Genomic DNA, 20,119 nt, shown 5'->3' with positions numbered 1-20,119 from the left:
CACCCACCCCCACCAGCCACGCAATCCCGTCTTTGAGCAGTGACCTTCCGGACTCCCGGTGCAGGCCTGGGGCCGCCTGATTTGCCTGCCCGGCACCCCGGCGCTCCGCCGCCGTGGGATGGTGGATTCGGCAAGCTGCCCGGTGGGGACGGGGGTGGGGCGGGCCGTGGGCACACTCGACTTCCAGGCCGAGATCGGCGCCGCAGGACCCGGCGCCTATCAGGTGACGCTGCGCGCGCCCGACGGCGCCGAGGCGACCTTCGACGGGCTGCGGCTGCCGATCACCCCGGACGAGCTGCGCATCCTCTCCGCCCGAATCCCCGACGCGATCCTCGCCTCCTCGGCCGTGGTCCGGCGCAGCGTGCCGCCCGAGGAGCGGCCCGTGCAGGAACTGGGCCGGATCCTCTTCGACGCCCTGCTGGCGGGGGAGGGGCGGGCGCTGTTCGCCTCGGCCCGGCATCGCGCCGCCGAGGAGGACCGGCAGCTGCGGCTCGTGCTGCGCGTGCGGCCTCCCGAACTGGCCCGGCTGCCCTGGGAGTTCCTTTTCGACAGTGGCGAGAACGGCTATGTCTGTACGACGATGCCCTTGGTCCGGAGGCCACAAGTAGCCCAGCCCCAGCGTCCGTTGACGGTGGCGGCACCCCTGCGCATCCTGTGCATGGCCGCCCGCCCCGACGACCTGGAGCCGCTGGCCGTCCAGGCCGAGCGGGACCGGCTCAGCAGCAACCTGGCGGGCCTGGAGCGGGCCGGGCTCGTCGAGCTGGGCTGGGTCGAGGGCGAGACCTGGCGCGACCTGCGGACGGCGCTCGCCGCGCGGAACGGCCCCTGGCACATCCTGCACTTCATCGGCCACGGCGGCTTCGACCCCCTCGCCCAGGAGGGCACGCTGGCCCTGGCGGGCGAGGACGGGGGAACGTACCAGCTGGGCGCCGAGAACCTGGCGATGATGCTGCACGACCACCGTTCGCTGCGCCTCGTCGTGCTCAACGCCTGCGAGACGGGCCGCTCGGCGGCGGCGGATCCCTTCTCCAGCATGGGCGGGGCGCTCCTTCGCGCGGGGGTGCCGGCCGCGCTGGCCATGCAGTACGCGATCTCCGACCGGGCGGCGGTCGAGTTCGCGCGCACCTTCTACGAGGGCCTGGCCCACCAGCTGCCGGTCGACGCGGCGGTGACGGAGGCCCGGCAGGCCATCCGGCTCGCGCTGCCGGGGACGCTGGAGTGGGGGACTCCGGTGCTGTACATGCGGTCGGCGGACGGGGTGCTCTTCGAGGTCGCGGAGCCTTTGCGGGCCGAGCGCGTGCGGGCCGAGCCCGCGCCCGCCGATCGGGTGCAGACCGAGCCCGCACCCGTCGAACCCGTGCAGGCGGGGCCGCCACCCGTGGCGCCGCCACGTGCGGACCGGCCGACGGTGCCGCAGCGCCCGGCTTCCGTGCCGTCCACGGCGCGTCGGGCGGCCTTCACGAGAAGGTTCGCGCTGCACGCCGGCGGCTTGGCGCCGCAGCCTCGAGTCACGCCCGTCAGGGTGCCCAACTGGCCCTGGTCGCTGGCGTTCAGCCCGGATTCCAGCCGGCTCGCCATCGGTTGCGAGAAGTGGCTGACCGTGGTCGTCGATCGCAGGGGCGAGCGCGTGTGCCGGGTGCGAGCCGGTGGCTACTTGTCCGACGCGGCCGACGCCGTCCGGTCGTCGTTCTTCTACCAGGACCGCGTACTGGCGGTGTCCTTCGACGGGGCGGGAAACACCTTCGCGACCGTCACGGGCGACTCGGTGCGCGTCTGGCAGACGGCGAGCGGGGCTGGGGTGTCGAAGCGACGGCTCGGCATGCACAGCACCTCGGTGGTGGCGGTCAGCGAGGGCGGCCGGATCGCCGCGGCCGCTCCCCCCGGCTCCCTGCTGCTCTCCGGCCCGGCGGGCCAGACCGTGATTTCCCGCAGCGAGGCGCCGGTAAAGACGCTGGCGTTCTCGCCGGGCGCCGCCTGGATCGCCGTCGCCGGTGACGGGATGCTCGCGCCGACCCCCCAGTCGTCCGGGCGATCTCTGGGGGAGGCCCGGGTCTGGAGCGTGGTGTCCGGCGAAGAACTCCTGTGCCTGCCCCATGACTTGCCCGTGCTCGCGGTGGCGTTCAGCCGGGACGGCACCCGCCTCGCCACCGGGAGCGGCAAGCTCGCTCACCTCTGGGAGTTCCCGTCTGGCGAGCCCGTCCAGCAGCTCGCGCATCGCGCGGGCATCAGCGGCCTCGCGTTCGGCCCGGACGGCACCCGGCTCGCCGCCGCCCACGGGCTGGGCGCCACGGTGTGGGACCTGCCGAGCGGGAACGCCGTGTGCGAGTACCGGCCCCAGGCGCAGGCCCCGCACGGCATCGCCCCACTCGGGCCGAGCCGGATCGCCTACAGCGATGACGGCACCCTCCTCGCCGTCATCGAAGGCAAGGAAGTCCAGCTCCTAGACCTCACGCATGCCTCATGACGGAAGACGGGTCCGCAGCCATGACCGAAGAACTCCCGCCCCACGCCGACGTGTTCGTCGACGAGAAGGACACCTCCGGCACGGAGGTCCCCTTGGTCGGGGCCCTCAGCGGCCTCGGCCTCACCACGCGCGTCAAGGCCGTCCCCGTCCGCCGCGGTCCCGAGCAACTGGAGTGGCTGATCCTCGCCACCCTGCCGCTGCAAGCGTTCCTCGGCGGCCTCGGCAGCAAGCTCGCCGACGACGCGTACCGAAAGCTGCGCGACGCGGTCCGGCGTACGCCCCCTGCTCCCACCCCGCGCCCGGTCGTCATCGAGGACAGGGACACCGGGGTCCGCGTCCTCCTCACCCCGGACCTCGACGAGGCGGCGTACCGCCAACTCCGGGAGATCGACCTCGCGTTGGTGCGCGGCACGATCCGCTACGACACCGTCGCCCGCGCCTGGCGGTTGGTCGAGGACGCCGAGGGGACCGCCTGAGGAGTGCGCAGGATCAGGGCCGCATGGACCAGCCCGCCGACCACCCCGGACAGGACGAAGCTGCAGTCGACCCCGCCCGTCAGGGCGAGCAGCGGACCCTCGTACAGGGGAGTGGAGACCGCCGCGAGCCCGACCGCCGCGCCCACCGCCCAGGCCGCCGTGGCCCGCGGCTCCCAGCCGGCCCGGTACCAGTAAATGCCGCCCCGGGAGCGCCTGTTGAACACCTGCAGCGCATCCGCGTCGTACAGTCCGCCCGCCCGCACATGAGTGGTCAGCGTGATCACGGCCCACGGCGTGCCGATCGCCGTCAGCAACAGCACGAACGACGTCATCGCCGACTGTGCGTCCCACGCGAAGTGCCCCGCGAAGACGAACGCCGTGGCCACGACCGCCACCAGGACCGTGGCCCGCACCCGCGAGGCCCGCGGCACGATCGCGTCCAGGTCGAGGCCCATCGAGTACAGCATCAGCCCGGCGTTGCCCACGGAACCGGCGCAGGCCGCGAGCAGCAGCGGGACGAGGTACCAGCCGGGTGCGGCCGAGACCAGCGGCCCGGCGTAGTCGAGCCCCGCCCGTGCCGCCAACGCCGTGAACGTACCGAAGAGTTGGGGCAACAACAGCCCCACCGCGAGCCCCACGCACGTGGCCCGCAGCACGCTCCGAGAGGAGTGCCGCAGCGGTGACACGTAGCGCGTGTAGTCCCCGAGCAGCGTGATGAACGCGACCGGCCCGCTCAGCCCCGCCGCCACCGCCGCGAGCAGCCAGGTCGGCCAGAACGATCCCAGCAACAAAGGCGTGTCCGTCGGTGCGGCGGTCGTGAAGTCACCGGCGTACGCGATGAGCCCGATCCCGAGCAGGACCGTCATGCCGATCGCGAGCACCTTCGACAGGCGCAGCAGCAGCTGGTAGCCGAAGACCGCGCCGACCACCGTGGCGCCGGCGAGGAGCGCGTACACGAGGCCGTGCGTGAGGCCGTTGTCCGGCAGGTCGGTGAGCCGGGCCAGCGTGCCGATCATGACGTCGCCGCCGATCCACAGCGTCAGCGCGGTGTAGCCGAGGGACAGGAGCAGGCCCACGACCGAGCCGATGAGGCGCCCTCGCACACCGAAGGCCGCACCGCTCGACGTGGACAGATTGGTCGCCGTGCGCAGCGAGACCAGCGCGAGCGGCGCGGTGACCGCGACGCCGACCGCCGTGCCCGCCAGGATCGAGGTCACCGAGGCCCACCAGCCGAGCCCGAAGGACGGCGGCAGCCAGCCGAAGACGATCACGCCGAGGCAGAGGTTGGAGCCGAGCAGGATCGAGATGAGGTCGCGAGGGCCGCTGGTGCGTTCCTCGTCCGGGATGGTGTCGACTCCGCGCTGTTCTATCGGCATGTCTATCGGCATGGGTGGGCCCCCTGTCGGATCACGCATAGATTTGAGTGACAGATTTGAGTGACGCTCAATGTGACGGATTTCAAGCTGACAGGTCAATGTTTCTGGCTTATTAATCTTCTACGCCGACTCAGTTAGAGTGAAGCTCTAAATCTTTCGCCAGGCCCGGACTGAGGGAGTGCCGTGCGACTCACCCCGACCGAACGCGACCGGCTGCTGCTCTTCGGCGCCGCCGAGCTGGCCCGCGCCCGCCGCGCCCGCGGCCTGCGGCTCAACGTCCCCGAGGCCACCGCGCTGATCGCCGACACGGTGTGCGAGGCGGCCCGGGACGGGCTGCGGCTCGCCGAGGCGATCGAGCGGGCCCGCGCCGTCCTGGGCCCGGACGACGTCCTGCCGGGCGTCGCCGACGTGGTGACCGAGGTGCATGTCGAGGCCGTCTTCGACGACGGGTCCCGGCTGGCCGTCGTCTCCGCGCCCCTGAGCGGGGGCTCGCTGGGGGATGCCGCCCCCGGTGCGGTGCTGCCCGGCCCCGCCCACGCGGAGCCCGCGCCGAGGGTGCGTATCCGCGTACGCAACACCGCGACCGTGCCCGTCAGCGTGACCTCGCACTTCCACTTCTTCGAGGCCAACCCCCGCCTCGACTTCGACCGTTCGGCCGCGTACGGCATGCGGCTCGCGGTGCCCGCCGGGTCGTCGGTGCGCTTCGATCCGGGCGGGGAGGCCGAGGTCGGCCTGGTGCCGATCGGCGGCGAACGGGTCGCGATCGGGTTCGCGGGGCTCGTGGACGGGGAGCTGGACGCGCCGGGCGCGCGGGAAGAGGCGCTGCGCAGGGCTGTGGCCTGCGGTTATCTGGGAGCTGAGGCACGATGACGATCGATCCCCGCGAGTACGCCTCAGTCCACGGCCCCCGGCAAGGGGACCGCGTCGTCCTCGGTGACTCCGGCCTCGTGGTCCGCGTCGAGGCCGACTCACAGGCGTACGGCGACGAATTCCTCGCCGGCTTCGGCAAGACCGCCCGTGACGGGCTGCACCTCAAGGCCGCCGCCGTGCGCGAGACCTGTGACGTCGTGATCAGCAACGTCCTCGTCATCGACGCCGTGCAGGGCATCCGGAAGGTGTCCATCGGGATCAGGGAAGGCCGGATCCACGCGATCGGGCGGGCCGGGAATCCCGACACCCTCGACGGCGTCGATGTCGTGGTCGGCACGGGTACGTCGATCGTGTCCGGCGAGGGCATGATCGCCACCGCCGGGGCCGTGGACACGCACGTCCACCTGCTCTCGCCGCGCGTCATGGAGGCCTCGCTCGCCTCCGGCGTGACCACGATCATCGGCCAGGAGTTCGGCCCGGTGTGGGGCGTCGGGGTCAACTCGCCCTGGGCGCTGAAGCACGCCTTCAACGCCTTCGACGCCTGGCCGGTCAACATCGGCTTCCTGGCGAGGGGTTCGTCCTCCGACCCGGCGCCCCTGGTCGAGGCCCTTGCCGAGGGCGGGGCGAGCGGCTTCAAGGTGCACGAGGACATGGGCGCGCACACCCGCGCCCTGGACACCGCGCTGCGCGTGGCGGAGGAGTACGACGTCCAAGTCGCCCTGCACAGCGACGGGTTGAATGAGTGCCTGTCGGTCGAGGACACCCTCAGCGTGCTCGACGGGCGGACGATCCACGCCTTCCACATCGAGGGCTGCGGCGGCGGGCACGTACCGAACGTGCTCAAGATGGCCGGCGTACGCAACGTCATCGGGTCGTCGACCAATCCGACCCTGCCCTTCGGCCGGGACGCCGTCGCCGAGCACTACGGGATGATCGTCTCCGTCCACGACCTGAAGACCGACCTGCCCGGCGACGCCGCCATGGCGCGCGACCGGATCCGGGCCGGGACGATGGGCGCCGAGGACGTGCTGCACGACCTGGGCGCCATCGGGATCACCTCGTCCGACGCGCAGGGGATGGGGCGGGCGGGGGAGACGGTCCGGCGTACGTTCGCGATGGCGGGCAAGATGAAGGCCGAGCTCGGGCCGCTGGACGGGGACGGCGCGAACGACGACAACGCGCGCGTGCTCCGCTACCTCGCCAAGCTCACCATCAACCCGGCGATCGCCCACGGCCTCGCCCACGAGATCGGCTCCCTCGAGGTCGGCAAGCTCGCGGACATCGTGCTGTGGAAGCCCCAGTTCTTCGGGGCCAAGCCGCAACTGGTCCTCAAGTCCGGCTTCCCGGCGTACGGCGTCACCGGCGACCCCAACGCCGCGACCGACACCTGTGAACCCCTGGTCCTGGGACCGCAGTTCGGGGCGCACGGCGCGACTCCGGCCGAGATCTCCGTGGCCTTCGTGTCCCAGGCGGCCGCCGCCCTGGACGGCGACCGGATGCCCACGCGCCGGCGCCGCGTCGGGGTGCGCGGGACGCGGGGGATCGGGCCCGGCGATCTGCTGCTCAACTCCCGGACGGGCGCGGTCGATGTGGACGCCCGCACCGGTCTGGTCACGCTCGACGGCGCCCCGATGCGCTCGCACCCCGCCGACTCCGTCTCCCTCAACCGTCTCTACTTCCTTTAGATCCCTACTTCCTCCAGATCCCTACTCCTCTGAGGTGCACGTCATGACCGCAGCCGCCGACGGCTTCCGCATGCCCGCCGAATGGGCCCCGCACGAGCGCACCTGGATGGCGTGGCCGAGCCCCAACCCGACGTTCGCCGACGAGACGTGGCTGGCGGACGCCCGCCGCGCCTGGGCCTCGGTCGCCCGCGCCGTGCGCCGCTTCGAGCCGGTGACCGTGGTCGCGGGGCCGGGCCAGTCCGCGTACGCCCGTGAGCTCCTGGGCGACGGCATCGAGGTCGTCGAGCGCGAACTCGACGACGCCTGGATGCGCGACATCGGGCCCACCTTCCTCACCGACGGCAAGGGTCAACTGGCCGCCGTGGACTGGACGTTCAACGGCTGGGGCGCCCAGGAGTGGGCCCGCTGGGACCACGACAGCAAGATCGGGGCGTACGTCTCCGATCTCGCCGGAGCGCGTACGTACCCCTCGAAGCTCGTCAACGAGGGCGGCGGCCTGCACATCGACGGCGAGGGCACCGTCCTGCTCACGGACACGGTCCAGCTCGGCCCCGAGCGCAACCCCGGCTGGACCCGCGCCGAGGTCGAGGCCGAGGTGCACGCGCAGCTCGGCACCAGCAAGGCGATCTGGCTGCCGCGCGGCCTGACCGCCGACTACCCGGGGCACGGCTTCGGCACCCTCGGGCACGTCGACATCGTCGCCGCCTTCGCCGCGCCCGGCGTGGTCGTGGCCCACTCGCAGCAGGACCCGGCGCACCCCGACTTCGAGGTCAGCCGGGAGATCATCGCCCTGCTCCGCGCCCAGACGGACGCGCGCGGCCGGACCCTGGAGGTCGTCGAGGTACCGGCACCGAAGGTCCTTCAGGACGAGGACGGCTGGGTCGACTACTCCTACATCAACCACTACCTCTGCAACGGCGGCGTCGTCCTGTGCGGCTTCGACGACCCGAACGACGAGCTCGCGGCGGGCATCTTCCGCCGGCTGTTCCCGCGGCGGACGGTGACGCTGGTGGACGCGCGGACGATCTTCGCGGGCGGCGGGGGCATCCACTGCATCACACAGCAGCAGCCGAAGGTCTGACCTGTGGCCGGGCTCGGCGATCAGGTAGAACGTACGGGTGAACGTACTGCTCTGCGCCGAGCGACCCCCCGGCGGCGACCGCGGGGCGGAGGCCGCCCGATGAGCCCCGCCGCGCGTCGCCGCAACACCGCCCCGCCCCGCGAGGAAGTCCTCACCGCCGCCATGGCGATGATCGCCGAGGGCGGGCTCGACCGGCTCACGATGGCCGCGCTCGGGCGGGCCGTCGACATGAGCAGCGGGCATCTCCTCTACTACTTCAAAACGAAGGACGAACTGCTCTTCCAGACTCTGGAGTGGAGCGAAGGCCGCCTCGGCGAGCAGCGCCGCGCCCTGCTCGCGGGGCCCGGCAGTGCGCGCGAACGCCTCGACGCGTATGTCGACCTGTACGTCCCCGACGCGGCCCGCGACCCGCACTGGACGCTCTGGCTGGAGGTCTGGAACCGGTCCCAGTACGCGGACGAGCAGGCCGCCGCCCGCCCCCGCCAGGCCGCGATCGAAGGTGCCTGGCACCGGGACCTGGTGGCGCTGCTCGCGGAGGGGATCTCGCGGGGCGAGTTCCGCAAGGCGGTCGATCCGGAGCGGTTCGCGGCCCGGCTGCGGGCGCTGCTCGACGGGTTCTCGATCCATGTGGCGGTCGGGATTCCCGGTGTGGACAGGGGGCAAATCCTGCTCCACGTAAGGGAGTTCGTGGAGGAAGGGCTGGGGCGCGCGGACGCCTGAGGGGTGTCGCGGGTTGTACGGCAGGCTGCGGATTGTCCCTGGCGCGGGGGGTGCGCTTGGATCGAGGGGAGTCCTCGGTACGGGGCCGGGGAATCGAGTGTCTTGGGGGAGACATGGGGATGTTCGCGCGCGCGGCGACGGGGGTGGCCGTGACGGCGGCCCTCGCGATGGCAGTACCTACGGCTTCCGCGCAACCCGGGCCGCAGGGTGTGCAGCGGCTTAGTGCGGCGGTGGACGGCAACCAGGCGGACGGGGACTCGTACGAGCCGTCGATCAGCCGCAACGGCCGCTTCGTGGCCTTCAGTTCGACGGCCGCCAATCTCGTGCCCGGTGACACCAACGGCAGCAGGGACCTCTTCGTGCGCGATCTGCGCGCGGGCACCCTGCAGCGCATCGAGCTGGAGCAGGGCGCGCTGCCCGGCGCCTCGTTCAGCGCTTCGGGCAGGCGGCTCGCGTACGTCTCGGGCAGCCACGTCTTCGTACGGGATCTGCGCACGGGAGAGACGGAGCAGGTGGACACCGGCCTCGGCGACGGATTCGAGGGCGGCACGGCCTTCCAGGTGTCGCTCAGCGGCAACGGCAGGCACGCGGTCTTCGCGGTGCGCCGGCCCACCGGGGTACCCGCGGCCGAGGGCTCGCGGGTGTATCTGCGCGACCTCGAAGCCGGGACGACCGAGCTGGTGAGCCAGGCCAACACCGCGGCGGAGACGTACTACGCGGGCGATCCCGTGGTCAGTGACGACGGCGCGCGCGTCGCCTACACCTACACGAGGCAGATCCCCAAGGGGCCCATGGTCGGCCACGTGTTCCTCCTCGACCGGCCGACCGGCGGGCGCCAGGTGGTCGACGTGTCGACCGACGGCTCCACACCGGACCGGGTCGTCGCCGACCCGTCCCTGACCGCCGACGGCGAGCGCGTGATGTTCTCGGTCTACGGCGGCCCGCTGCCGGTCACCTGGGACGGCAAGAGCTTGAACGCCTACGTCCGTGACGTGGGCGAGGGCACCACCCGGTCGATTCCCGTCTCGGGGTCGCAGGGCGGGTCCGGCGCCGCCTGGATGAGCGCCGACGGCCGGCACGCCGTCTACCGCGGGGCCGTCGCGGACCCGGACAGTCCCGGCGGCTCGGTCTGGTCCGTCCAGGTCCAGGACCTGGAGACGGGCGAGGTGCGCATCGCGAGCACCGCACCGGACGGCAGCCCGGCCTACGCCGACAACGGACCCGCGGCGCTCGCGGGCGACGGCCGCACCGTCGTCTTCCACTCGCAGGAGGCCGGCCTCGTCCCCGACGACACCAACGGCGTGGCCGACGTCTTCCTCAGCCGCGTCCGCTGAACGCGCCACACGGGAACCACGACCACCGCAATCACCGTCTGACGTACTGAAGTACCGTCAACCGGGGGAAATCACAATGAAGTTCACCTTGCGCGCCGCGGCCCTGACCACCGCACTCGGCGCCGCACTCGCCCTGCCCACCGCCCACGCCGCCGAGGCCCCGCACACCACCAGAGTGAGCAGCGCCACCGACGGCACCCAGGCGGACGCCGCCTCCGAGGCCCCCGTGATCAGCCGCGACGGCCGCCTCGCGGTCTTCGCGTCCGAGGCGTCCAACCTGGTCCCGGGCGACACCAACAAGCTCAGCGACATCTTCGTACGCGACCTGCGCACGGGCGGCGTCAAGCGCATCGCCGTCCCGGGCAGGGCCTCGACGCAGCCGGCGATCAGCGCCAACGGCCGGTACATCGCGTTCAGTTCGGCCGAGGACTACAAGGGGCACATCTACGTCCACGACCGAGTGACGCGCAAGACCGAGCGCGTCGACGTACAGGTCCCCGAGGGCTATCAGGACGGCGCCGCGAGCCACCCGGCGATCAGCGGCGACGGCCGCTTCGTCGCCTTCAGCGCGGACCACCCCGTCTACGGCGAGGGCGACGGTGCCCACGTATACCTGCGCGACCGCAAGGCGCAGAAGACCGAGCGCATCAGCCACAAGAACCCCGACTGGCAGTCCCGCAACGCCTTCTCGCCGACCATCAGCGACGACGGCCGCCGTGTGGCCTACCAGTTCAACTACGACCGGCCGACGATCCCGTCGGACTGGGGCGACGTGTACGTCCGCGACCGCGCCACCGGAAAGCTCACCCAGGCCGACGCGGCGACCGACGGGGCGGCCACCACGCGCGAGTCGATGAACCCGTCGATCAGCGCGGACGGCCGCCGCGTCGTCTTCGAGTCGGCCGACACCCACCTCGTGCCCGGCGACGACGACGACAGCTGGAACGTCTTCGTGCACGACCTCGCGACCGGCAAGAACCAGCGGCTGCACGGCCCGCAGGGCGGGGACGGCGCCGAGTACACGCGCGACGGACGCATCAGCGCCAACGGCCGCTACGTGCTCTTCATGTCCGAGATCGACGACAAGAACTCGGAGTTCGGCAAGGAGTACCCCGTCTATCTGCACGACCTGACCACCGGCAAGGCCCGCATGGTCAGCGAGGACCTGCGCGGCGAACCCGCCTACGCGGTGACCGCCCCCGGCGCGATCTCCGGGGACGGCCGGGTCGTGGGCTACTCGTCGAACGCCCGGGACGTCGTGGCGGGCGACACGAACGAGGAGTACGACGCGTTCGTACGCACCCTCAACTAGGGCCTGTCTCCCCGATCTCTGTGGATCAGCCTGCGGCGTCTGGTGCGTGCTCTCGGCGTGCCGGGCGGAAGTCCTCGTACTGGACGTACTTGGGCTTTCGCCCGGTGCGGCGAGAGTGCGTGCCAGGCGTCGCGGGCCCGCAGAGATCGGGGAGACAGGCCCTAGCCCCGATCATGCGGTAGTCGGGGGCTAGTAGACGTTCACGCCGTACGCGGACAGGGCCTCCCGGACCGGCTGGAAGATCGCCGAGCCGTTGACCCCGTCGCTGCAGCCCCCGCTGCCGGAGTGGATGCCGAGAGCGGTGGTGCCCGCGAAATGGGCGCCGCCGCTGTCCCCGCTGCCCGAGCAGACGGTGGTCTTCACCATGCCGTAGACGGTCTTGCCGCTGCCGTAGTTGACCGTGACGTTCGTCTGGGTGACCTTGCCCGAGGTCACCTTCGTGGTCGAGCCGCTCTTCTTGACCGCCTGGCCGACCACCGGGTCCGCGGCCGAAGTGATGTCCTGGTAACTGCCGTTGTAGAGATCGACGTTGCCTGCGGGCGCGGAGCCGTCGGTGTACTTGACGATGCCGTAGTCGTTGGTGGGGAAGCTGGTGCCCGTACGCTGCCCGATCACCGCGCCGCCGGAGGTGGCCCGCCAGTCGGTGCCGGCGTTGGTGCAGTGGCCCGCGGTGACGAAGTAGCGGGTCGACCCGGCGGACACGTTGAAGGCCGACGAGCAGCGGTAGCCGCCGCCGTAGATGGCACCGCCGCCCGCGACCTCCTCCCGGAAGGTGCCGGTCACGCGCTTGACCTGCACCGCGCCGCCCTGTGCCGCGGCGATGTCCGCCAGGCGCCGCAGGCCGGCCCGGGACACGGTGGAGTCGGCCTCCACCACCACCTGGTTGCGTCTGGGGTCGATGCCCCAGCTGGTGCCGGGGACGCTCGCGTCCTGCTGCAGCGCGTCGATCGCCGACTGCAGCCGGGCGCCGCTGCGGGCGACCAGCTCGGCCCGCCCGCCGGCCGCGCGCACCTTCGCGGCGTCGGCCTCGCCGGTGACGGTGGTGATCAGCTCACCGGTCTCGGCGTCCAGGTAGCTGCCCGCGCTGCGGGTGCCCAACTCCCGCTTGAGCTGGGCGTTCTGGCTGTACGTGGAGCTGCTGGCGGTGACGCCCGGGCCGGGCTCGGCAGCGGCGGGCGCGGCCCCGGAGGGGGCAGGGGAGAGGAGGGAGAGGGGGAGCGCGGCGAGGGCCGCGAGCAGGGGTGTGGTGCGCTTCACGAAGTGCCTCCCGATAGGGGGATTCCGACCGACAGTGGGGTGTCGTGCACACGACAGAGAGCGCTTGCAGTGTGAAGGTCTGAACCAGGGAGGCACAAGAGCGCGTACGAGGCACGGCCGAGCGAAGGCTGTCCGTAAGAGCGAAGACTGTCCGTAAGGGCGACCGGATCCTGAGACGGCTTCTCGCGGCGCCGCGAACGTGTGGAAGACTGCCGCCGTGCTCTCGTTCGCCACGATTATTGGCAACAGGCGCGCCGGTCCGCAGTGACCGCCACGTACCACCACGTACGGGCGGACATCGTCGTCCCAGACCCGCGCGCTGACCTCTCGCACCCGCGAGAGGTTTTTTCGTTTTCCGGCCCACCTCAAGCCGGGTGCGAGCGCAGGGGACCATATTGGGGACGGTGGAGCCGGTCATCCGGTAGACCGAGATCCGACACAGGAGCCTGATCAGCATGACGGAAGCCAAGGAAGCCAAGGGAAATCCCGGCACCTCCGACGACTCGTTCCACGTCTTCGACACCACGCTGCGCGACGGCGCGCAGCGCGAGGGAATCAACCTCACCGTCGCGGACAAGCTGACCATTGCACGGCACCTGGACGACTTCGGCGTGGGCTTCATCGAGGGCGGCTGGCCCGGGGCCAACCCCCGGGACACCGAGTTCTTCGCCCGCGCCCAAAAGGAGATCGACTTCAAGCACGCGCAGCTGGTCGCCTTCGGCGCGACCCGCCGCCCGAACGCCAAGGCCGCCGAGGACCTGCAGGTCAAGGCGCTTCTCGACTCCGGCGCCCCGGTGATCACGCTCGTCGCCAAGTCGCACGACCGGCACGTCGAGCTCGCCCTGCGCACCACGCTCGACGAGAACCTCGCGATGATCGCCGACACCGTCTCCCACCTGCGCGAGCAGGGCCGCCGCGTCTTCATCGACTGCGAGCACTTCTTCGACGGCTACCGCGCCAACCCCGAGTACGCCAAGTCCGTGGTGCGTACCGCCGCGAAGGCCGGCGCCGACGTCGTCATCCTCTGCGACACCAACGGCGGCATGCTTCCCGCCCAGGTGCAGGCCGTCGTCGCCACCGTCCTCGCGGACACCGGCGCCCGCCTCGGCATCCACGCCCAGGACGACACCGGCTGCGCCGTCGCCAACACCCTGGCCGCCGTCGACGCGGGCGCGACCCACGTCCAGTGCACGGCCAACGGCTACGGCGAGCGCGTCGGCAACGCCAACCTCTTCCCCGTCGTCGCGGCCCTGGAGCTCAAGTACGGCAAGCAGGTCCTGCCCAAGGGCGCCCTCGCCGAGATGACCCGGATCTCGCACGCGATCGCCGAGGTGGTCAACCTGACCCCCTCCACGCACCAGCCGTACGTCGGTGTCTCGGCCTTCGCCCACAAGGCGGGCCTGCACGCCTCCGCGATCAAGGTCGACCCGGACCTCTACCAGCACATCGACCCCGAGCAGGTCGGCAACACCATGCGGATGCTCGTCTCCGACATGGCCGGCCGCGCCTCCATCGAGCTCAAGGGCCGCGAGCTGGGCATAGAGCTGGGCGGCGACCGGGAGCTGGTCGGCCGGGTCGTGGCACGCGTCAAGGAGCGCGAGCTCGCGGGCTACACGTACGAGGCCGCGGACGCCTCCTTCGAGCTGCTGCTCCGCGAGGAGGCCGAGGGCCGGCCGATCCGCTACTTCCGCATCGAGACCTACCGCGCGATCGTCGAGGACCTGCTCGACGGGACGCACGCCAACGCCGCCACCGTGAAGCTCTGGGTCGGCGACGAGCGCATCATCTCCAGCGCCGAGGGCAACGGCCCGGTGCACGCCCTCGACTGCGCGCTGCGCGAGGGCCTGGAGCGCTTCTACCCGCAGCTCGCCAAGTTCGAGCTGGTCGACTACAAGGTCCGCATCCTGGAGGGCAAGCACGGCACGTCCTCCACGACCCGGGTGCTCGTCACCACCAGCGACGGTGCCGACGAGTGGTCCACGGTCGGCGTCGCGGACAACGTCGTATCGGCGTCCTGGCAGGCCCTGCAGGACGCGTTCACCTACGGGCTGCTGCGGGCGGGCGTGACGCCCGTCGAGACCGAGGGCGCGAGCTGAGCGGGTGCTCGGTGCGGGGGCGGGGCTCAGGGGGGACCAAGGTCCCGGCCCGAAGGGCTGACTGACCCAGTCGTTCTGCCCTGGACTGCCTTAGCCTCGAAGTATGAGGAACTGGACGAAACCTATTACGGTCGCCCTTTCCGGACTGCTTCTGGTCATGGGCGCCATCCTCGCGATGGCGCCCGGGGCACAGGCGGCCACGACGGTCTCCGACGTGGCCGAGCAGCTGCGCAAGAGCCCGGTGTACGTCGATCCGGGCATGCGCGGCGAGCTGTCGTCCGCGGATGCGGACGCCCTGGCCAAGAAGATCAAGGACGCGGGCAAGCCCGTGTTCATCGCCGTACTGCCCGCGGACTTCCCCGCGCAGAACGGCATCCCCGAGCAGAACCTCTTCCGCAATCTGCGCACCGAGACCGGCATCACCGGCCTGTACGCGGTACGCCTGGGCGACAAGTTCGGCGCCGCGGCCGACAAGAGGGTGCTCTCGTCGAACGCGGTGAACAACCTGCGCACCGCAGCTCAGGGCAAGGACACCAAGGCCCAGCTCGACAGCTTCGTCGACGACGCCCTGGCCGGCAGCATCCGTGGCAAGGCCCCGTCCGCCTGGGGTGGCGGCGCCGGCTCGGACGGCGTCAACACCGGCGCCCTGATCGGGCTCGGCGCGGTCGCCGTGGCCGGTGGCGCGGGTGCGTACGCCCTGGTCAAGCGCAACAAGCGGAAGAAGGCCGAGGAGGAGCGGGCCGCCCTTCAGAAGGTTTCGGTGGTGGTCGACGAGGACATCACGGCCTTCGGCGAAGAGCTCGACCGGCTCGACTTCCACCCCGCCGAGCCCGGCGCGGACGACGCCATGCGCGCCGACTACGAGCGAGCCCTCGACTCCTACGAGAAGGCCAAGTCGATGATGGCCTCGGCCGAGCGGCCCGCCGATGTGCGGGGCGTGACCCAGGCCGTCGAGGACGGCCGCTTCTCGCTCGCCGTGCTCGCCGCGCGCCGCGAGGGCCGCGAGCTGCCGGAGCGCCGCTCGCCCTGCTTCTTCGACCCCCGGCACGGGCCCTCGGTGGCCGACGCCTCCTGGGCACCGCCGGGCGCCCCCGCGCGCCAGGTCCCGGTCTGCGCGGCGGACAAGGCCCGCATCGAGGACGGCGAGAACCCCGCGGTGCGCCAGGTCGACACGGAGTCGGGGCCCCGCCCCTACTACGAGGCCGGTCCGGCCTACGGTCCCTGGGCCGGCGGCTACTTCGGCGGGGGCATCCTGCCGGGGCTGCTCATGGGCACGATGCTCGGCTCGATGATGTCGTCCCCGGCGTACGCGGCCACGGAGTCCGGTGCCTTCGGTGGTGGCTGGGAGGGCGGCGACCAGTCCGGGGCCGACTTCAACTCCGATGACTTCGGGGGTGGGTTCGGCGGCGGGGACTTCGGCGGGGGAGGCGACTTCGGTGGCGGCGGGGACTTCGGCGGTGGAGGCTTTTAGTTCCCCAGCCCGCCCCTTCCCGTAAGGCTGCCGCCGGCTTCAAGGGCTGTCCTCAAACGCCGGACGGGCTGACAAAGTCAGCCCGTCCGGCGTTTGAGGACACAGCTCCGCAGGATTTCGGGAAGGGGCGGGGCGGGGAAAGAGATGCCCTACCTCAGCTCGCGGAAGAACCCCCGGATGTCCTCGGACATGACCCGAGGCTGCAGGTGGGCCGCGTAATGCCCGCCCGGCTCCTTGTACGTGTGCCACTGCACGATGTTCGCGTGATCCCGCTCGGCGAACGTGCGGAAGGGCTTCATGTCCCCTTCGAACGACGCCAGCCCGAGCGGCACCCGAGTCGGCTCGGCCGCTGCCTCCCCCTTGGTCGAGAGCGCCTCCTTCGCCATCTCGAAGTAGAACCGGATCGACGATCCCGCGGTCCGGGTCAGCCAGTACAGCGCCACGTTCGTCAGAACGAAGTCGTCATCGGGTGCGATCTCCCCCTCCGCGCCGGAGACGAACAGCTGGGCGTTCCACCCCAGCAGCCCCGCAGGCGAGTCCGCCAGCGCATGCGCCAGCGTCTGCGGCTGCTGCGAGTGCAGCGTGTTGAAGGACAGCTTGTTCTCCACGAACCACTGCAGCACCTCCATCGCCGCCAGCTCCTCCTGCGTCAGCTTGGCGAACTCGGCGGGGTCGCCCGACGGGTAGGAGAAGATCTGCGTGACGTGGACGCCGGCCACATGCGCGGAGTCGATCCGGCCCAGCTCGGGCGAGATGAACGAGCCCCCGTCGTTGCCGTGCGCGCCGTACCGCTCGTACCCGAGCCGCCGCATCAGCTCCGCCCAGGCCTTGGCCGTACGCCCGATGCCCCAGCCCTTCTCCTTCGTCGGCCCGGAGAAACCGAAGCCGGGGATGGACGGGATGACCAGATGGAACGCGTCGGACGCCGAACCGCCGTGCGCGACCGGGTTGGTCAGCGGGCCGATCAGCTTGAGGAACTCCACGAACGACCCGGGCCAGCCGTGCGTCAGGATCAGCGGGAAGGCGCCCGGCTCGGGCGAGCGGACGTGCAGGAAGTGGATGTTCTGGCCGTCGATCTCGGTGGTGAACTGGGGATATCCGTTTATCTTGGCTTCCCATGCACGCCAGTCGTAGCCGGTGCGCCAGCGCTCGGCGAGGCGCTGCACCAGAGCGAGGTCGACTCCGTACTCACTCGGCTCGCCAGGGCCCGCGTCGGTCCAACGGGTCCTGGCAAGCCGGGTGTTCAGGTCATCGAGCTGGTCCTGCTGTATGTCGATGCGGAACGGCTTGATCTCGTCGGTTGCCATGGCGCACAGCCTGCCCGGACTGCTCCCGGCGGACCACAGGACCGGGGTCGTCCGTTTGTGACTTCGCCCCGCTTCGCGCGCGTGACTCCGCCCAGGCCCGAACGGCTCAACCCAGGTGCTCCTTCGCGTACTTCACGAGACTAGCGAAATCGATCGCACCGGGATCTCCGTGATCGTTCTCGGGGACATGCATATGCCCGCACACCCCGTTGAACGCATTCCATCGCGCCCCCGACATCCGCTGCCGCCCACCGTTCGCGTACGACTTCGGATAGGCAGGCCACAACTCCGGCCCCCGCAAGGGCACATCGTGCTCCTCGTGCATCCACGCGAGGAACCGCGCCACCCCGCGCAGCGCCCAGCCGGGCGCGTCCGGCCAGTACACGTGGCGATGGTCGCCGGCCTTCCACTTGGCGTGCGTCTTCGGATCGCAGGTGCCGACGAGCTCGATCTGGCACACGTTCAGGGTGTTGGTCTGCACCCCGCCAGGGTCGTTCTCGAGCGCCCGGGACGAGGTCTCGATGTCGAAGTGCTGGTACCACTTGAGCTTCTGGGCGCCGAAGTCCGGCACCGCCGTGAGGTTCGGGGCCGAGGAGCCGCCGCCGTAACCCGGCAGGGTGCGGCCCTCGGTGGTGTGCAGGACGACGGCGTTGACCTCCATCGCCGTGCCGCCGAAGTTGTCCTGGTACCAGTGGGTCCGGCTCGCGCCGGGGTACCGCTGGGGTCCGGTCTTGGTGCTCACTGCGCCTCCTGGAACTGGAATTCCCCCGTGCCCGGTCGGCAGAGGGCGCAAGAACTTGGGGAAGGAGACGCCATGCCGGGGCCGGGAGTTCCCGATTCAGCCGCGATCCCGCGCAGGAGGCTCGATCGGCTGCCGCCCCGGATGCCCCGGCGGCAACGCCAAGTCGACCCTGGCCGCCGCGTAATACCGCTCACGCGCCACGCGTTGTTGCTCAAGGAGCGCCGACCAGCGCACCGGATCGGTGATCTGCTCGCGCAGGAAGCTCTCCATCGCGTTGGCCACCGCCGCCCACCGGCGCCCCTGCGCGACCACCTCCGGCGCCCCGAGCAGCAGCAGCGCCTCCCACGCGGGATCCCGGGCGTCGCTCGCGTCGGCGAGCAGGGCCTCTGCCGCCTCGGGGGCCAGCGGATGCGGATGCGGATCGTTGCCGAGGTGGGCGGCGACCCGGTAGGCCGGTGTCACGGTCGCCTTCACCGAACGTGCGTAGTCGCCGTACACCGAGAGCCGTCGCTCCTCCCAGCGCGCCGCCTGCTCGCGGCGGAAGCGGGCCTGGTCGCCCCGGGTTATCGCCAGATAGGAACCGAGCGCGCCAATCATGACGCCGAGGAGGGCGGGAAGCTGTTGTATGAACTCGGACACCGGCGCATCGTATGCGGTCAACTGCGCTACAGGGATGGGGAGATCAATGGCTGAGAACGGCACCACAGGCAAGTGGCAGGTACTGGACGCGGCGCACGGCGCGCTGCGTGCCGTCGTGCGCGGCATCCCCGTGGACCGGCTCGACGCCCCCACGCCCTGCGCCGAATGGAACGTCACTCAGGTCCTCCAGCACGCGGCCGGCGACCAGATCGGCTACGCCGCCTTCCTCACCGGCGGGCCGGGCCCCGCGGAGAACCCCTTCGAGCCCTCCGGGAAGCTGGCGGACACCCCCGAGGCCGTGGTCGAGGCGGCCCTGACGGCGTCCTTCGAGGCCTGGGAGACGGTCGACCCGGCCGCCGAACAGGTCGGCGTCCCGCTCCCGCCGCACAGCATGACCCCCGCCCTCGGCGTCGGGGCCTGCGCCCTGGACGCGGCCGTGCACGCCTGGGACATCGCCGTGGCCACCGGCCAACCCTCCCCGCTCACCGACGAGTTGGCGCGCGAGCTGCTCCCGGTCGCGCACGCGACGGTCGAGGCGGTACGCGCCTTCGCCTTCGCCCCGGCCCTGGCAGAGCAGGCCGGTGAGGGCGAGGCGGCCCGGCTGCTGCGCTATCTGGGGCGCCGTCCCGACTGGGCGTCGAACTAGGACGAAACTTGTCCTAGTCGGCCCGTACCTTGGCGTCATGAACTCACCCACCGGAGCAGAGATCACGACGATGACGTGCGAGGACGCGGGGGCCCTCGACGCCTGGCTGGCCGGCCACCACACCCTGGACGGCGGCGTCTGGCTGAAGCTCGCCAAGAAGGGCTCGGGCATCGCCTCCGTCCGGTGGGACGAGGTGGTCGACGTGGCCCTGTGCTGGGGGTGGATCGACGGGCAGCGCAAGGGCTTCGACGACACGTACTTCCTGCAGAAGATCACGCCCCGCCGCGCCCGCAGCAGGTGGTCGCAGGTCAACGTCCGCAAGATCGCGGCCCTCACCGAGGCGGGCCGGATGCGCCCGCCCGGCGTCGCGGAGGTCGAGCGCGCGAAGGCGGACGGGCGCTGGGAGGCCGCGTACGTCTCGCAGAAGGAGGCGAAGGTCCCGGACGATCTCGCGGCGGCGCTCCAAGGGGACGACCGGGCAAGGGAGTTCTTCGAGAGCCTCGGCAAGACGGACCGGTACCAGGTGATCCTGCGCCTGGAGTTGTCGACCGGCGCCCGGATGCGGGCGGCCCGGCTGACCGCGGTGATGGGCAAGCTGGCGGCGGGGGAGAAGGTCGCCGCGTAGGGCCACGGACCGTCAGAA

17 protein-coding genes are annotated in these 20,119 nt (G+C 71.4%); 12 read left to right on the top strand and 5 right to left on the bottom strand.

Annotation, left to right across the window (positions count from 1 at the left end):
* Positions 1-166: 166 nt before the first annotated feature.
* Together OG430_RS16340 and OG430_RS16335 are read left to right on the top strand one after the other, a co-directional pair.
* Complete coding sequence (locus tag OG430_RS16340; RefSeq protein WP_327353229.1) at positions 167-2,464, top strand: CHAT domain-containing WD40 repeat protein; 2,298 nt, start codon at positions 167-169, stop codon at positions 2,462-2,464.
* Complete coding sequence (locus OG430_RS16335) at positions 2,461-2,940, top strand: hypothetical protein (RefSeq protein WP_327353228.1); 480 nt, start codon at positions 2,461-2,463, stop codon at positions 2,938-2,940. Before OG430_RS16340 ends, OG430_RS16335 begins: the two co-directional genes overlap by 4 nt.
* On the opposite strand, the gene OG430_RS16330 is transcribed toward OG430_RS16335, so the two are convergent.
* On the bottom strand, positions 2,883-4,316 hold the full coding sequence (locus tag OG430_RS16330; protein WP_327359118.1) for a cytosine permease: 1,434 nt from the start codon (positions 4,314-4,316) through the stop codon (positions 2,883-2,885). The genes OG430_RS16335 and OG430_RS16330 overlap by 58 nt on opposite strands.
* Positions 4,317-4,499: 183 nt before the next feature.
* Between OG430_RS16330 and ureA the strand changes: the two genes are divergently transcribed.
* The 6 genes from ureA to OG430_RS16300 all read left to right on the top strand — a co-directional run bounded on the left by ureA (position 4,500) and on the right by OG430_RS16300 (position 11,318).
* Positions 4,500-5,186, top strand: coding sequence for an urease subunit gamma (gene ureA, locus OG430_RS16325; protein WP_327353227.1), 687 nt, complete (start codon positions 4,500-4,502; stop codon positions 5,184-5,186).
* A complete protein-coding gene (locus tag OG430_RS16320) occupies positions 5,183-6,871 on the top strand; it encodes an urease subunit alpha (protein WP_327353226.1) in 1,689 nt (562 codons plus the stop codon). Before ureA ends, OG430_RS16320 begins: the two co-directional genes overlap by 4 nt.
* A gap of 43 nt (positions 6,872-6,914) precedes the next feature.
* A complete protein-coding gene (locus OG430_RS16315; RefSeq protein WP_327353225.1) occupies positions 6,915-7,952 on the top strand; it encodes an agmatine deiminase family protein in 1,038 nt (345 codons plus the stop codon).
* Positions 7,953-8,051: 99 nt separating this feature from the next.
* Positions 8,052-8,672 carry a TetR/AcrR family transcriptional regulator gene (locus OG430_RS16310; RefSeq protein ID WP_327353224.1) on the top strand — a complete coding sequence of 207 codons (621 nt, stop codon included), beginning with the start codon at positions 8,052-8,054 and terminating at the stop codon, positions 8,670-8,672.
* Between the two features lie 113 nt (positions 8,673-8,785).
* A complete protein-coding gene (locus OG430_RS16305) occupies positions 8,786-10,006 on the top strand; it encodes a TolB family protein (protein WP_327353223.1) in 1,221 nt (406 codons plus the stop codon).
* A gap of 76 nt (positions 10,007-10,082) precedes the next feature.
* Positions 10,083-11,318 carry a TolB family protein gene (locus OG430_RS16300; protein WP_327353222.1) on the top strand — a complete coding sequence of 412 codons (1,236 nt, stop codon included), beginning with the start codon at positions 10,083-10,085 and terminating at the stop codon, positions 11,316-11,318.
* A 189-nt stretch (positions 11,319-11,507) separates the two neighbouring features.
* On the opposite strand, the gene OG430_RS16295 is transcribed toward OG430_RS16300, so the two are convergent.
* Positions 11,508-12,575, bottom strand: coding sequence for a S1 family peptidase (locus OG430_RS16295; RefSeq protein ID WP_327353221.1), 1,068 nt, complete (start codon positions 12,573-12,575; stop codon positions 11,508-11,510).
* A 455-nt stretch (positions 12,576-13,030) separates the two neighbouring features.
* Between OG430_RS16295 and cimA the strand changes: the two genes are divergently transcribed.
* Entirely contained in the window at positions 13,031-14,671 is a 1,641-nt protein-coding gene (gene cimA, locus OG430_RS16290) for a citramalate synthase (protein WP_327353220.1), read from the top strand.
* A 157-nt stretch (positions 14,672-14,828) separates the two neighbouring features.
* Positions 14,829-16,142 (top strand): hypothetical protein, encoded by a 1,314-nt coding sequence (locus OG430_RS16285; protein ID WP_327353219.1) that lies wholly within the window; start codon positions 14,829-14,831, stop codon positions 16,140-16,142.
* A gap of 149 nt (positions 16,143-16,291) precedes the next feature.
* On the opposite strand, the gene OG430_RS16280 is transcribed toward OG430_RS16285, so the two are convergent.
* From OG430_RS16280 to OG430_RS16270, 3 genes are all read right to left on the bottom strand, one after another.
* Positions 16,292-17,449: an epoxide hydrolase family protein gene (locus OG430_RS16280; protein ID WP_327353218.1), complete on the bottom strand. Its 1,158-nt coding sequence runs from the start codon at positions 17,447-17,449 to the stop codon at positions 16,292-16,294.
* A gap of 106 nt (positions 17,450-17,555) precedes the next feature.
* On the bottom strand, positions 17,556-18,191 hold the full coding sequence (locus OG430_RS16275) for a hypothetical protein (RefSeq protein WP_327353217.1): 636 nt from the start codon (positions 18,189-18,191) through the stop codon (positions 17,556-17,558).
* Positions 18,192-18,287: 96 nt separating this feature from the next.
* A complete protein-coding gene (locus tag OG430_RS16270) occupies positions 18,288-18,830 on the bottom strand; it encodes a hypothetical protein (protein WP_327353216.1) in 543 nt (180 codons plus the stop codon).
* A 46-nt stretch (positions 18,831-18,876) separates the two neighbouring features.
* Between OG430_RS16270 and OG430_RS16265 the strand changes: the two genes are divergently transcribed.
* The gene (locus OG430_RS16265; RefSeq protein WP_327353215.1) at positions 18,877-19,476 is read left to right on the top strand and encodes a TIGR03086 family metal-binding protein; all 600 of its coding nucleotides are present in this window, start codon (positions 18,877-18,879) and stop codon (positions 19,474-19,476) included.
* Positions 19,477-19,513: 37 nt separating this feature from the next.
* Positions 19,514-20,101 carry a YdeI/OmpD-associated family protein gene (locus OG430_RS16260; RefSeq protein WP_327353214.1) on the top strand — a complete coding sequence of 196 codons (588 nt, stop codon included), beginning with the start codon at positions 19,514-19,516 and terminating at the stop codon, positions 20,099-20,101.
* Positions 20,102-20,119: the final 18 nt, after the last annotated feature.

This window comes from Streptomyces sp. NBC_01304, assembly GCF_035975855.1.
In the GTDB taxonomy this organism is placed as follows: domain Bacteria; phylum Actinomycetota; class Actinomycetes; order Streptomycetales; family Streptomycetaceae; genus Streptomyces.
This window is presented reverse-complemented; position numbering and strand designations above follow the sequence as displayed.

What these genes read in the sequence shown, in the direction of transcription:
- OG430_RS16300 (WP_327353222.1), top strand. Translation starts at nt 10,083, where the DNA reads ATGAAGTTCACCTTGCGCGCCGCGGCCCTGACCACCGCACTCGGCGCC.
- OG430_RS16285 (WP_327353219.1), top strand. Translation starts at nt 14,829, where the DNA reads ATGGGCGCCATCCTCGCGATGGCGCCCGGGGCACAGGCGGCCACGACG.
- cimA (WP_327353220.1), top strand. Translation starts at nt 13,031, where the DNA reads ATGACGGAAGCCAAGGAAGCCAAGGGAAATCCCGGCACCTCCGACGAC.
- OG430_RS16265 (WP_327353215.1), top strand. Translation starts at nt 18,877, where the DNA reads ATGGCTGAGAACGGCACCACAGGCAAGTGGCAGGTACTGGACGCGGCG.
- OG430_RS16260 (WP_327353214.1), top strand. Translation starts at nt 19,514, where the DNA reads ATGAACTCACCCACCGGAGCAGAGATCACGACGATGACGTGCGAGGAC.
- OG430_RS16335 (WP_327353228.1), top strand. Translation starts at nt 2,461, where the DNA reads ATGACGGAAGACGGGTCCGCAGCCATGACCGAAGAACTCCCGCCCCAC.
- OG430_RS16315 (WP_327353225.1), top strand. Translation starts at nt 6,915, where the DNA reads ATGACCGCAGCCGCCGACGGCTTCCGCATGCCCGCCGAATGGGCCCCG.
- OG430_RS16280 (WP_327353218.1), bottom strand. Translation starts at nt 17,449, where the DNA reads ATGGCAACCGACGAGATCAAGCCGTTCCGCATCGACATACAGCAGGAC.
- OG430_RS16330 (WP_327359118.1), bottom strand. Translation starts at nt 4,316, where the DNA reads ATGCCGATAGAACAGCGCGGAGTCGACACCATCCCGGACGAGGAACGC.
- OG430_RS16310 (WP_327353224.1), top strand. Translation starts at nt 8,052, where the DNA reads ATGAGCCCCGCCGCGCGTCGCCGCAACACCGCCCCGCCCCGCGAGGAA.
- OG430_RS16320 (WP_327353226.1), top strand. Translation starts at nt 5,183, where the DNA reads ATGACGATCGATCCCCGCGAGTACGCCTCAGTCCACGGCCCCCGGCAA.
- OG430_RS16305 (WP_327353223.1), top strand. Translation starts at nt 8,786, where the DNA reads ATGGGGATGTTCGCGCGCGCGGCGACGGGGGTGGCCGTGACGGCGGCC.